General features: G+C 72.8%; 11 protein-coding genes. 7 read left to right on the top strand and 4 right to left on the bottom strand.

Translation table 11 applies throughout. The annotated features are described in order from the left end of the window. Positions 1–39: 39 nt before the first annotated feature. Positions 40–849, bottom strand: coding sequence for a hypothetical protein (locus VF289_RS01510; protein WP_330880387.1), 810 nt, complete (start codon positions 847–849; stop codon positions 40–42). Between the two features lie 97 nt (positions 850–946). Continuing rightward, positions 947–3,955 (bottom strand): glycoside hydrolase family 2 TIM barrel-domain containing protein, encoded by a 3,009-nt coding sequence (locus VF289_RS01505; RefSeq protein WP_330880385.1) that lies wholly within the window; start codon positions 3,953–3,955, stop codon positions 947–949. Positions 3,956–3,984: 29 nt separating this feature from the next. Here VF289_RS01505 and VF289_RS01500 point away from each other — a divergent pair, with 29 nt between their 5' ends. Then, on the top strand, positions 3,985–4,281 hold the full coding sequence (locus VF289_RS01500; protein WP_330880383.1) for a hypothetical protein: 297 nt from the start codon (positions 3,985–3,987) through the stop codon (positions 4,279–4,281). A gap of 58 nt (positions 4,282–4,339) precedes the next feature. Beyond that, the gene (locus VF289_RS01495; RefSeq protein WP_330880381.1) at positions 4,340–5,878 is read left to right on the top strand and encodes a DUF3375 domain-containing protein; all 1,539 of its coding nucleotides are present in this window, start codon (positions 4,340–4,342) and stop codon (positions 5,876–5,878) included. Between the two features lie 11 nt (positions 5,879–5,889). Here the strand turns inward: VF289_RS01495 and VF289_RS01490 are convergent, their stop codons facing one another. Both VF289_RS01490 and VF289_RS01485 read right to left on the bottom strand, forming a co-directional pair. Then, positions 5,890–6,258, bottom strand: coding sequence for an MGMT family protein (locus tag VF289_RS01490; protein ID WP_330880379.1), 369 nt, complete (start codon positions 6,256–6,258; stop codon positions 5,890–5,892). A gap of 130 nt (positions 6,259–6,388) precedes the next feature. Beyond that, positions 6,389–8,167, bottom strand: coding sequence for a hypothetical protein (locus tag VF289_RS01485; RefSeq protein WP_330880378.1), 1,779 nt, complete (start codon positions 8,165–8,167; stop codon positions 6,389–6,391). A 164-nt stretch (positions 8,168–8,331) separates the two neighbouring features. Here VF289_RS01485 and VF289_RS01480 point away from each other — a divergent pair, with 164 nt between their 5' ends. From VF289_RS01480 to VF289_RS01460, 5 genes are all read left to right on the top strand, one after another. Continuing rightward, complete coding sequence (locus tag VF289_RS01480) at positions 8,332–9,021, top strand: DUF4194 domain-containing protein (RefSeq protein WP_330880376.1); 690 nt, start codon at positions 8,332–8,334, stop codon at positions 9,019–9,021. 314 nt (positions 9,022–9,335) lie between these two features. Beyond that, positions 9,336–10,364, top strand: coding sequence for an ABC transporter substrate-binding protein (locus tag VF289_RS01475; protein ID WP_330880374.1), 1,029 nt, complete (start codon positions 9,336–9,338; stop codon positions 10,362–10,364). Between the two features lie 9 nt (positions 10,365–10,373). Continuing rightward, positions 10,374–11,369 carry an iron ABC transporter permease gene (locus VF289_RS01470; RefSeq protein ID WP_330880372.1) on the top strand — a complete coding sequence of 332 codons (996 nt, stop codon included), beginning with the start codon at positions 10,374–10,376 and terminating at the stop codon, positions 11,367–11,369. Further along, positions 11,366–12,433, top strand: coding sequence for an iron ABC transporter permease (locus VF289_RS01465; RefSeq protein WP_330880370.1), 1,068 nt, complete (start codon positions 11,366–11,368; stop codon positions 12,431–12,433). The genes VF289_RS01470 and VF289_RS01465 overlap by 4 nt, the downstream gene beginning before the upstream one ends. Positions 12,434–12,437: 4 nt before the next feature. Next, positions 12,438–13,172, top strand: a 735-nt coding sequence (locus tag VF289_RS01460) for an ABC transporter ATP-binding protein (protein WP_330880368.1), incomplete at its 3' end; no start/stop codon positions are given.

Here is a 13,172-nt window from a genome sequence, read left to right as displayed (position 1 = left end):
CGAGGAGGTCCGAGGCGCCCGGCCGGTGAGGTCCCTGTCTCAGGCGGACAGCTTCTTCGACGCGGTGCTGTGGACGAAGAAGGAGCCCAGAGCGAGGATCGCGACGACGAGGAGGGCGTGCACGACGCCGGTCACCGCTGTGACGTAGTAGAGGGTGGCCGAGCCGGCATCGGCCGTCTCGCCCGAGGCGCCCGTGACGATGCCCCAGATGACCCCTGCGAGGAAGGTGAAGATCCAGTAGAGGATGACGGAGAGGGGGATCGCGGCGGCGACCACGATCCCGCCCGCCCGGGCCCGGCCGCGCCCCATCACCGCGGCGATGATCCCGAGCACGAGCAGGGCGGTGCCCAGCAGGAAGTTCAGGCCGTACAGCAGGAGGGACACCAGGCTCGATCCGGCCCCGACGGCGCCGACCTCGCCGGTGGCGCCGGAGGCGGCCAAGTCGTCCGCCCCGATGAACGCGGCCAGGTTGATGCCGAGCCGGACCAGCAGCACCAGGGCCGTGCCGCCCAGCAGGATGAGGCCGATGAGCTTCACCCGCCGCCAGTTGACGCCGTCACCCGCACCGAACTGCGGGCCGGTGCCCATGCCGGACGCGTGGGCGACGCCCGGGTACCCGCCCGAGTATCCGCCCGGGGCTCCCGACGGGGACGCCTGGCCCCACTGCGGCTGGGCGGGCGAGGACATCGGCGAGCCGGCGTGCGGGGCAGGGGAGGGCTGACCCCACTGCGGCTGCGCGGCCGGAGCCTGCTGCTCCGGCTGTCCCCAGGGTGACGCAGGCGGCGAGTTCTGATCGCCCTGCCCCCACTGCCCCTGCTGTCCGTGATCCGGTCCGTACCCCTGAGTCATGCTTCTCCCTCGGTCCTGCCTCGTCATGACGCCACGACGACGCCCGCCCCAGGGTATCGGGCGCCGCCGTGCCCGGGGTCTCCGGGAGGTGTCGATCTCAGCCCTGCACGGGCTCCAGGCGGAAGCGGAAGCGCTCCTCCCGGGCGGTGAGCACGTACTGCGGCAGCGGCTCCGGCCCGCAGGCCGCCGAGCCGACGCCGTGCAGCGCCGCGGAGAGGGTCACCCAGGTGCGACCGTCGGGACGCAGCGCCCCGTCGTGCGCGCGGGCGTCGAGCTCCGCGGTGGACCAGGGCCGTGCCGCGAAGCCCAGCCCGTCCGGGGCCGTCACGGCGAGCCCGGTGCCGTCCGCCCCGCTCAGCCGCGCGTGCACGGTCCCGGCGCGGTTGCCGTTCTCCTGCGGGAACACGTACGGCACCTGGAACTCCTCGAGCGAGGAGGACCAGCGGCCGAAGGTGGTGCCGCCACCGGTGTCCGGGTAGGACTCGTGCGGTCCGAAGCCGTCGTGCTCCACCTGGTCAGGGGCCGAAGGAAGGGCGAGGGTCCACCCGATCCGCGGCAGGGGCAGGCTCTCCGGCCAGAAGGCCGAGGGGGTGAGCGTCACGTCCACCTCGAGCCCGCTCGCGTCGCCGCGGAAGCGCTCGACGACGTCGGCGCCCAGCGCCGAGCCGTCCAGGCCGATCCGGCTGCGGACCACCAGGACGTCCCCGTCGGCAGGATCGACCTCGATGCCGACCAGCCGGCGGCGGGCGTGGTCCAGGCCGATCCGCTTCCACCGCGCCTCGAGCGGGGCGCGGGTGCGGGCGCGCTCGTTGTCGACCGGGGCGCGGTACAGATCCACCCCGGCCTGCTCGACCTCGAGAGCGCCCAGTGCCACCAGGCGGCCCAGGTCGTCGAGGCGGGCGGGGCCCAGGCTCCAGGAGCCGTCCTCGCCGCGGGTGGGAGCACAGGGCGCGGAGGCCGACGGGGAGTGCGCCGCGCGCAGCCGCTCGGTGTCCACATGGTCCGCGGCCACGATCAGGTGACCGGCCGGGACGGGGCCCTGCTCCTCGCGCGTGGTCAGACGCACCGTGGTGGTCGCGCCCTCATGCACCGGCAGCGCCGCCTCGACCTGCTCGCCCGGGGCGATCTGCGGCAGCGCGAGCTCCTGCCAGCTCTGCTGTGCATCCAGCGACACCTCGGCCCGCAGGTGGGAGAGGCCGCTGAAGGCGTAGCGGTTGGTGATCCGCACGCTGCCGGGCGAGACCGCCAGACCCACGGGGGAGTAGTGGTGCTTGGCGTCCAAAAGGGCCGGGGAGGGGGTGCGGTCGGGCAGCACCAGCCCGTCGGCCACGAAGTTGCCATCGTGCAGACGCTCGCCGAAGTCGCCGCCGTAGCCGTAGATGCGGTTGCCCTCGGTGTCGGTCGTCTCCAGGCCGTGGTCGATCCACTCCCAGATGAAGCCGCCGTGCAGGGCCGGGTACTGCTCGGTGAGCGCCATGTACTCCTTCAGGGAGCCGGCGCCGTTGCCCATCGCGTGGGCGTACTCGATCCACAGGAACGGCTTGGTCAGCGCCGGCGGGTTCGCGAAGTGGCCGTCGGGAACGTCCAGGGCGAAGCTGCGCAGCATGGAGGTGAGCCGGTCCTGGTACTCGGGAGAGAGGTCGCGGCGGCCGATCTGCGCGGACTCCTCGACCGAGGAGTACATCAGCGAGAACACGTCCACGTACTCCGCCGCGTAGTCCTGCTCGTAGATCACCGGGCGGGTGGCATCGGTGGCGCGCACGGCGGCGACCATCGCCTCGGTGACCGGGCCGGAGGCGGCCTCGTTGCCGATCGACCACATGACGATCGAGGCGTGGTTGCGGTCCCGGCGCACGAAGCGCTCGGAGCGCTCCACCAGGGACTCCTCGAACAGCGGGTTCTGTGCGGGGCCCTCGGCCGCGCCGGTGCTGTCCTCGCCCCAGGTGGAATCGGCATGGAAGCCGTGGGTCTCGAAGTCGCCCTCGCAGATCACGTACAGCCCCGCCTCGTCGCACACCTCGAGGAACCGCTGATGGGGCGGATAGTGGGAGGTGCGCACGGCGTTGAGGTTGTGCTGCTTCATCAGCGCGACGTCGAGGTCCTGGTTCTCCAGCTGCTGGGCGCGGCCCACCACCGGATCCGCCTCATGGCGGTTCACGCCGCGGAACACGATGCGCTCGCCGTTGACGCGGAAGATCTCCCCGTCCACCTCCACGCGACGGAAGCCCAGACGCAGCGAGACGGTCTCGGTGCCCGTGCTGATCGTGGCGTCGTACAGGTGCGGGTCCTCGGCGGACCACGGCCGCACCTCACCCACGGCCAGCGGGTCCACGCCGGTCGCGGCGCGGTGTCCCAGGGCGGGGATCTCGAGGGTCGCCACGACCTCCGCGCCCTCGCCGTCGAAGGCGGTCGCGCTCAGCGTGCCGCGCCCCGTCTCCGGGTCGAAGTCCGCGACGGTGACCAGATCATGGATCCCGCCGACGGGCCGCAGCAGCAGGTCCACGCTGCGGAAGATGCCCGAGGCCCACCACATGTCCTGGTCCTCGACGTAGGTGTTCACCGACCACTGCACCACGCGGACCTCGAGCAGATGCTCGTGCTGCGCACCGGGAGCGGAGAGCGCGTCGGTGACGTCGAACTCCTGGGTGAGGCGGGACCCGGCGGTCACGCCGATCTCCGCACCGTCGATCCAGATCTTCGCCGCAGAGTCCACGCCCTGGAAGCGCAGCAGCACGCGCCCACCGGCGGCGAGCTGTTCGGCCCACTCGGCGGGCACCGACACCGTGCGGGAGTAGTGCCCGGTGGGGTTCTCGTCCGGCACGTGGGGGACCTCGCGCGGGATCGGGTAGATGACGTTGGTGTACTGCGGTGCGCCGTGACCCTGCAGCTGCCACAGCCCCGGCACCGCGATCTCGGTGCTCTCCCCGAGATCGGAGCCGTCGGCGCGAGTGCCGTACCGGAAGTCCCAGGTCCCGTCGAGGCTCAGCGCCGGGGCGTCGGAGTGCAGATGGGCGCGGCCGCGCAGGCGGTTCCGTCCTGCGGGCAGCTCCTCCCACCAGTGGTCCATGCGGTGTGTGCTGTCGAGGGACTGCAGCGGGGTGCTCATCGGCGAGGATCCTCCAGGGTGCGGCGCGTGTGACGCCGGATCGTGAACGTTCACTCTTCAGCGTACCCCGGTGGTGGGCGGGTCAGGCCGGATGCGGGTTCGCGGACCCGCAGACGATCGACCAGCTCCTGGGCGCCGTCGGCCTGATCGATATCGAACGCTCGCATCTCCTCGTCGCCTTCCACGGCGGGCATTCGCTGCGCAGCGCTGACGCGATCCATCTCGCGGCGGCGCTCGCCGTCGACGCCGACGTGATGGTCACCTATGACCGCGAACTGACCTCGGCCGCCGAGCGCGAGGGGCTGCGCACCGCGAGCCCCGCGTGAGCGGCCGGCCACCCGGCCGGTGCTCCCGCGAGCACGCGCGCCGCTAGACTCTTCTCTCGTGACCACGACCGAGCCGAACCGGTGGACCGACCGCCGCAGCGACGCCGTGTCCGCGCGCAAGGAGACCTACGAGCAGCTGCGGCGGGCCAGCACCTGGCGCCTGCTCGCCGCGACCAAAGCTCCTGCCGTGCTCGCGATCCTGCAGTCCACGTTCCCCTCGGGTGATCGTCGGCTGCCGCGCAGCGAGCTCATCGCCCGCGTCGGCGCGCACCTCCCGCTGCTGCACGACGAGCAGGAGGACGACGCCGCCGAGGACCTCGACCCCGTCGGGGAGTCGCGCGGCGGGCGCAGCGCCGCGGAGTACGTCGACGGCTGGGTGCGCGAGGGCTACCTGACCCGACGCGACGATCCGCAGCACACCGAGACCACCTTCGAGCCCTCGCCGGCGACGATCGATGCGATCCAGTTCATCGCCTCGCTCGAGGAGCACCGGCCCACCACGACGCAGTCCCGACTGCAGCTGGTGGTCCAGCAGTTCGAGCGCCTCGCCCAGGAGACGGAGACCGATCGGGACGTGCGCCTGGCGGACCTCCAGCGCCGCCGGGAGCGCATCGAGGCGGAGATCCGGGACCTCGCCGAGGGCGAGCTGATGCTGCCCAGCGCCGAGGCCTCCACCGATCGCCTGCGCGACATCCTGCAGATCGCCGCCGAGCTCTCGGGCGACTTCCTCCAGTACCGAGAGGACCTGCGCGCCGTGGATCTGCACCTGCGCGAGCAGATCCTCTCCCCGGAGGGCTCTCGCGGCGAGATCCTCGAACAGCTGCTGGCGGGCGACGACCTGCTGGGGCAGTCCAGCGTGGGCCGCACCTTCACGGCGTTCTTCCGGATGCTCAATGACCCGGCCCAGACCCGCACCACCCAGGACCTGGTGGACCGGCTGCTCGAGCGTGACTTCTCCCGCTCCCTGGGCCGGGACGAGCGCGAGAGGCTCGCCAACGTGTTCAGCGACCTCTACGAGCCGGCGCAGGAGGTGCTGGACGTCAAGACGGAGCTGTACCGCTCGCTGGCCCGCTTCGTGCGCTCCCAGGACTTCCGTCAGCATCGGGTGCTGCTCGAGGCGCTGCAGGAGGCCCAGGGGATCGCACTGGCGCAGAAGGACGAGGTCTCCACCCGGGCGCCCTTCCCGCTCGAGCTGGACCTCTCGCGCGTGCTGATCGGCTCCGTCTCCCAGCACCGCCTGAAGGACCCCACCGACCCCGGAGCCCCGGCCGAGGCCGAGGTGCACGATGCGACCTCGCTCAGCGTCGAGGTGCTGGCGGACCTCGTGCGCACCAACGACATCGACCTGGTGGGCCTCACCTCCCACGTCAACGACGTGCGGGGCCGCAACGGCCAGGCCTCCCTCGGCGATGTGCTGCGGGAGCGGCCCGCTGAGCAGGGACTGGCCAGCGTGATCGGACTGATGTTCCTGGCCACCTACCACGCGCAGGAGCGGGAAGGGTCCACGGAGATCGTCACCTGGCGCGAGCTGGACGGCCGGGACTACGCCGCGAAGGTGCCCTCGTTCTATTTCCTCGAGGACGTCCCGGTCGAGTGAGCCGGGTCGGCTCAGGCGTCGTCGAGCTCCGCGAGCGCGGCGCGGGAACTCTCCCGCAACGCCTCCAGGTCCGCCCCGAACTGCGCCATCCGGCAGCCGCGCCCATTGGGCTTGATGATGATGCCCTCGCGGTCCCAGTGCTCGCGGGCGCGGGTCAGCAGAGGGTGGTCGCCGTAGCTGTTGGTGACCCGCCACCACGGCACGCCTGAGCCCCAGGTGCGCATGATGCGGCCCACCAGGCGGGGGCCGACGCCGACGATCGCGCCCACCTCGCCGTAGGCCGCCACCTGCCCGGGCGGGATCGCCTCGACCACGCGCAGCACCCGCTCGACGGTGATGTCGTCCATGCGAGTGCGCGGAGGGGGAGCGGGAGCGGCCATGGCGGAAGTCTGGCATGGCCAGCCCGACCATCACGCATGACGACGGCGGCCCGGCGACCTCATCCCTCGAGGTCTCCGAGCCGCCGTCGTGCGGAGCGAGCTCCGCAGTGCGCCTCAGCGCGAGTGGGCGTCAGCCGCGGTGCGTGCCGCCCTGGGGGCCGCCGAAGTCCGGCGCTTCGGGCGGCAGCTCGCCGTTCTCTCCGCGCAGCTGCTGCTCCTGCTGGAAGAACGGATCCTGCTCCTCAGTCCGGGGCCGGTGCTCGCCGGCGCCACCGGGCTCCCCGAGGCGACCGTGATCACCGACAGGGCCCGGCTCGGCCGCGGGATCGGCCGGTGCCCCATGGCGCTGCGGCTCCACCCCCTCCGACGAGCGGTCGTGGCGGAGCTCCTCGCGGTGGCCCTCAGGCGGTCGATCCTGGCCGAACTGCTGGTCCGGGACGGGCCGATCGTCTCGACCGACCTGGCCCTCCTGGCGGAACTGCTCGTCCCGAGGAGCGTGCTGCCCCTGCTGGCCGAACTGCTGATCCGCCGGCGGGGTGTGCCGACCGTCGCGGTCGGCCGAGTGACCGAACTGCTGGTCCGCGGGCGGGGTCTGCCGGTCGGCCGCGGGATCGATCCTGCCCGAGTCTCCCGGGTGGTCGCCCTGGCGGCCGGCCAGGTCGGCATTCGTCGGCTGCTCGGTGCGGGGCTGATCGGTCGGGCGACCGAAACCGCCGTCCGCGGACGAGTGGCGATCGTGCTCCCCGTCGGAACCACCGGCGGCAGCGGCCCCGGTACCGGCGCCCGTCCCCGCAGCGGCACCGGCCCCTGCGGCAGTGCCTGGTCCGGAGGAGGTGCCGGCATCCCGCCCGTGCTCGGGGGCACGGCCCTCGGCAACGGCGCGGTCCTCGGCCGGAGCGCGGTCCTCGACCGGAGCGCGGCCGTCGACGGGGGCGGTGCGATCGGCGTGGTCCGCGGCACCGGTGCGAGAGCCCTCGAGGCCGGCGGCGCTCGGGGCGCGGTCCGGGGCATCGCCGGTCAGCGGCTCCTCGTCGGCCGAGCGTGCAGCGCGGCGTCCGTGAGCGGTGGCGGCGGGATCGGAGCCGTCACGGTCGAGGCCATCACGCCCGGATCCCTCACGTCCGGCATCGTCACGTCCGGCGCCGTCACGTCCGGCACGGTCGCGCTCGACGGCGCCCCGGTCGCGGTCGCTGTCGTGGTCCTTGTCCTGCGAGGCGGCTGCGGCGCCTGCTCCGAGGCCGGCGGCCCCGGCGGCACCTGCGGCGGCTGCAGTTCCGGCGCCCGAGCCCTGACGATCATGCTCGCGGTGCGCTGACTGGTCGGCGTCCCGGGCGGGGTCACGGTGGTCTGCGGCGTGATCGCCACGGACGTGCTCAGCGCGGGCATCGTCATGACGGACATCATCGCCATGAACGCTCTCGCGCCCCTGGTCGTGCGCGGGGTCCGTCGCAGCGGTCTGCGTGCCGCGCGCGTCGTGCCGTGCGTCCTTCGCGGCCCGGCGGCCGTCCTCGGCAGGGGACTGGGTGTCCGGGTCGAGGCGGTCGGCCTCGGCCTTCTGGGCCTGGACCCGTTCGCGCTCCTGGTCGACCTCGGCGCGCTTCCGCTCGGCCTCGGACTGACGGCGCTGGGCCGCGAGCTGCTCCTGCTCGGCCTCCTTGGACTTGCGCTCGGCGTCCAGGCGGGCACGATCAGCGTCGAGCTCCGTCTCGCGCGCCTTCAGGTCGCGCTCCTGGACCGCCTTCTCCTGCTGCTCGGCCTCCTGGCGGATCTGGGCCGCTCGTCGGCGGTCCTCCTCCTGCTGGCGGGCCTTCTTGCGCTTCGAAGCCGCCACGCCCAGGGCGATCAGAACGATCAGGACGATCAGGACGGCGATGACGATCCCGATGATGACGGGGGTGGACAGTTCCATGGTCGGCTCCTTGCGGTCGACTCCTCCGCACGGTGCGCACGGAGGTCTTCCTGCCTGTCCTCGTGATTCCACCAGATTCTCAGCCTTCATGGGGAGATTTCACGGCATCGGTCCGTGGAGCCGGGGCTCGGTGGCGTGGCGCGGCGCCGGTAAGGTAAGTGCCCGTGAGCACTTCTGCGACCCGCCCCGATGCTGTCCTCGACGAGGACGGCGCCCCCTCCGCCCCCGGCGCGGCGCTGGTCGACGAGTCCCGGCGGGTGCTCGTGCACCTGCTCCAGGGGCCGTTCCTCGACGGTCGGCGAGACGCCGCGCGGTACGCGCAGCTGCTGCGCGACCGCTCGGCGCTCGAGGCGAGGCTGGCGGATCTCTTCCTCGAACTCGTCGTCGACGACGACGCCCAGGTCGCCTTCGTGCGTCAGAGCGAGGACGACGCCGACGCCCCCAAGCTGCTGCGCCGCCTGACCGGCATGAACCGTCTGGATTCGGTGCTGATGCTGGTCCTGCGGCAGATGCTGCTGACCCAGTCCTCGCGCGGACAGCGCACCGTGGTCTCCGAGGCGGAGCTCCAGCAGGCCCTGGCCGCCTATCGCCGCACCACCTCGACGGATGAGGCCGGCTTCGCCAAGGAGGTCCGGGCCTCCATCGCGAAGGTGCAGCGGGCCGGGCTGCTGGACGAGCAGGGTGATGACTACGAGGTCTCGCCCGTGCTGCGCCTGATGATCGGGCCCGACACGGCCCGCGAGTTCATCGCGCTGTACCGCGACGCCGGGGTGAGCGGGCTCGAGGATCCGGCGGACGACTCCTCCGAGGAGTCCGACGACGAGGTCGGCGGCGGCGCGCCTGCCGCGGGCTGACCCGACGGTCGGCCGGGCGTGTCGCGCCCCGGCTCCGCACTCGCCGGCCCGCATCCCACCGACCCGCTCCGTCGGCCCCACCCGGTCGGCTCCACCCGGCCGGCCCATCCCTCGCGCACCGAGGGTTCCCGGTTGTGATCCGGCTCCCTTTCTGCGTGCCCGTCCGGGCCTCATCCGTGCCTGGATCGTGCCTGCACCGCGCCCTCCCGGCGGGCTCGGCCCCGATCGGCAATTGCGCACCATGGACGTCACGGAATAAGGTCAGGCTCGCCTAACCACCGATCCCCGGTGGTGTCGATCCTGGAGGAATCGCTGTGACGATCTCCCGTCGTGCGCTCGTCGCCCTGTCCGTGCTCGCCGCACCCGCACTCGCCTCCTGCTCGAGCAGCGCTGGAAGCGCCGACGACACGAGCGAGGGATCGACCTATGCGGCCATCACCCACCTCTACGGGGAGACCGTGCTCGAGGCGGAGCCGAAGAGGATCGCGACCGTCTCGTGGGTCAACGCGGACACCCTCCTCGCCCTCGGCATCGTGCCGGCGGGCATGCCCACGGTGACCTGGGGCGGCAACGACAACGGCTCCACCGACTGGATCGATGCGAAGCTCGAGGAGCTCGGTGCCGACTGGGGCTCCGAGGGCGCGCCCGTGCAGTACGACGAGTCCGACGGCATCAACGTCGACGAGATCGCGGCCGTCATGCCGGACCTCATCATCGCCGCCTACTCCGGGGTCACCCAGGAGGAGTACGACCAGCTCTCCAAGATCGCCCCGACCATCGGTCCGCTGGCGCCGAACTACACCGCCTCCTGGGAGGACACCCTGGCCGCGGTCGGTGCCGCCACCGGGCGCTCCGAGCAGGCCACCGAGCTCGCCGAGCAGCTCACCGCGGATCTCGCGGCCGTCGGCGAGGAGAACCCCGCGATCGCCGGGGCCACCTTCATCGCCGGCACCCTGGGCCTCGCCGACGACACCATCTCGCTGTACGTCGGGGAGGACACCCGCCCCCGCTTCTTCACCGCGCTGGGCATGACCCAGGCAGACGTGGTCACGGAGAACACCGAGGAGTCGGAGACCTTCTTCCTCGAGTGGTCCGCCGAGCGCGCCGACGAGCTGGACTCCGACCTCTTCTACACCTGGGCCGCCCCCGGCAGCACCGCCGAGGACTTCCAGGACAATGCGCTGTTCGCCCAGATCCCCGCGGTCGCCGCCGGTGGTGTGGTCCTCACCGACGACGACCACCTCACGCTCTCGATCTCGGCGGCGAACGCCCTCAGCCTGCCCTGGGCCCTGGAGCACTTCGTGCCGACGGTCGTCGAGGTCGCGCAGAGCGTGCGCGGCTGATCCACCCCGGTGCGCCGATCCATCCCGCTCGCTCTCGCCGGCGGACTGCTCTCCCTGGCGCTCGCGTGCCTGCTCTCCCTCATGGTCGGCGCCCGCACCGTCTCCCCGGCGACCGTGCTGGAGGCGCTGGGCGCCTATGACAGCTCCCTCGCCGACCACGTGGTGATCCACTCGCGGCTGCTGCGCACGGTGGCGGGCGTCGCCGTCGGCGCGGCGCTCGCGGTGGCGGGCGCGGCGATGCAGGGGATGACCCGCAACCCGCTCGCCGATCCGGGGATCCTCGGCATCAACGCCGGCGCGACCACCGCGGTGGTGCTCGGCGTCTACCTCGTCGACGCCTCCGAGGTCGCCCAGTTCATGGTGCTCGCCCTGGCCGGCGCAGCGCTCGGGACCGTGGCGGTCTACTCCGTCGCCTCCCTCGGGCGGGACGGGGCCACCCCCGTCAAGCTCGCCCTGGCCGGGGCCGCGCTCACCGCCGGCCTCGCCTCGATCACCAATGCGCTGGTGATGCTCGACGACGCCTCGCTGGACCGTCTGCGCTTCTGGCAGGTGGGCACCCTCGGTGCCCGCAGCCTCGCCGACATCGCCGGCGTCGGGGCGCTCATGGTGGCCGGGGCGATCGTGATCCTGCTGGCCACCGGCGTGCTCAATGCCCTCGCCCTCGGCGACGACGCCGCGGTGGGCCTCGGCGTGAAGGTGGGACGGGTGCGGGTGCTGCTCGGGGTCGCGATCATCCTGCTGTGCGGGGCGGCGGTGGCGCTGGCCGGCCCCATCGGCTTCCTCGGCCTGGTCGTCCCCCACGCCGCCCGGCTGCTCGTGGGCGGCGACTACCGCCGGATCGTGCCGCTGTGCCTGCTGGGCGGGCCGGTGCTGCTGCTGCTCGCCGACACCGTCGGGCGGGTGATCGCCCCTCCCGCCGAGGTGCAGGTCGGCGTGATGACCGCGCTGGTCGGCGTGCCCGTCTTCCTCGTGCTGCTGCGCAGCCGTCGGCAGGTGGGCCTGTGACCGCCCCCGGCCCCGCTCCCGCGCCGGTCGCCGTGCCCGCACGCGCCGGGCGCCTGCGTCGACCCTCCCGCCGCGGCCTGCTCACCGCACTCGCTGCGGCGCTGCTGCTGCTCGCCCTGGTCGCCGTGAGAGTGCTCGTGGGGACGCCGATGGTGCCGGTCGATCTGGCGCTGCGCGTGATCGGCGGGGAGCAGATCCCGGGGATCTCCTTCATCGTGATGGACCACCGCCTGCCCACCGCAGCGGTCGCCCTGCTGGCGGGAGTCGCCTTCGGGCTCTCCGGGACCGTGTTCCAGACCCTGCTGCGCAACCCTCTGGCCAGCCCCGACGTGATCGGTGTGACCCTCGGGGCGTCCGCGGGCGCGGTGATCGCGATGGCCTTCTTCGCGGCCGACGGCCGCGCCCTGTTCTGGTGCGCCCTGCTGGGCGGTCTCGCCACGGCGGCGCTGCTGATGATCGTGGCCGGCGTGGACCGGCCCGGCTCCGCCGGTGCCGTGGACAACCGTTTCGTGCTGGTCGGGATCGGGATCGCGGCCGCGCTCAGCGCCCTCGTCTCCTACCTGCTGACCCGTCTCTCGCTGCAGTCGGCGGGCGATGCGATGCATTGGCTGATCGGCTCGCTGTCCTCTTCCACCTGGGAGCGCGCGGCGGTGCTCGCCATCGCGCTCGCCGTGCTGATCCCGGCACTCAGCCTGCTGGTGGTGCGCCTGCGGATCCTGCAGCTGGGCGATGACACCGCGACCAGCCTCGGCCTGCCGGTGCCGCGCACCCGCATCGCCCTGATCCTGGTGGCGGTGACCCTGAGCGCGCTCACGGTCGCGGTGACCGGCCCGCTCTCCTTCGTGGCCTTCCTCGCCGGGCCCATCGCCCGGATGCTGGCCGGCCGCCCCAGCTTCGCGCTCGCCGCCGTGGTCGGCGCGGTGATCGTGCTGCTCGCCGACATCGCCGGCCAGAACCTCTTCGGCGGCACCGAGCTGCCGGCCGGAGTGGTCACCGGCGCGCTCGGCGCCCCATTCCTGCTGTGGATGCTCACCCGCACCCCGACCTCCGGATCCGGAAGGTGACCCGATGGCACTGATCGAAGCTCAGCACCTGCACCTGGCGTACGACCGCCGGGAAGTGGTCCGCGACCTCTCGCTGGCACTGCCGGAAGGGCGCATCACGATCATCGTGGGCGCCAACGGCAGCGGGAAGTCGACCCTGCTGCGCGGCATGTCCCGGCTGCTCACGCCCACCAGCGGCAGCGTGCTGCTGGACGGGCGGGACCTCCACTCCCTGCGCGGGAAGGAGCTCGCCCGGCGCCTGGGCCTGCTCCCGCAGACGCCGATCGCGCCCGACGGCGTCACCGTGCGCGAGCTGGTCACCCGCGGCCGCTTCCCCCACCAGGGGCTGTTCCCGCAGTGGACCGACCAGGACGAGCAGGCCGTCGCCACAGCGCTCGCCGCCACCCGCACGGACCCTCTGCAGGACCGGCTGCTGGAGGAGCTCTCGGGTGGTCAGCGGCAGCGGGTGTGGATCGCGATGGCGCTGGCCCAGCAGACCGAGGTGCTGCTGCTGGACGAGCCCACCACCTATCTCGACGTGACCCATCAGCTCGAGGTGCTCGACGTGGTCCGCGACCTGAACCGCGAGCGCGGCACCACCGTGGGCATCGTGCTGCACGATCTGAACCTCGCCGCCCGCTACGCCGACCACCTGGTCGCCGTTCGCGGCGGCGAGATCCACTCCCAGGGCACGCCTTCCGAGGTCATCACCGAGCAGATGGCCCATGAGGTGTTCGCCCTGGACGCCCTCATCGCCCCC

Source organism: Brachybacterium sp. (genome assembly GCF_036379615.1).
In the GTDB taxonomy this organism is placed as follows: domain Bacteria; phylum Actinomycetota; class Actinomycetes; order Actinomycetales; family Dermabacteraceae; genus Brachybacterium.
Note: the sequence above shows the minus strand (reverse complement) of the source record. Positions and strands in the feature narration are given on the sequence as shown.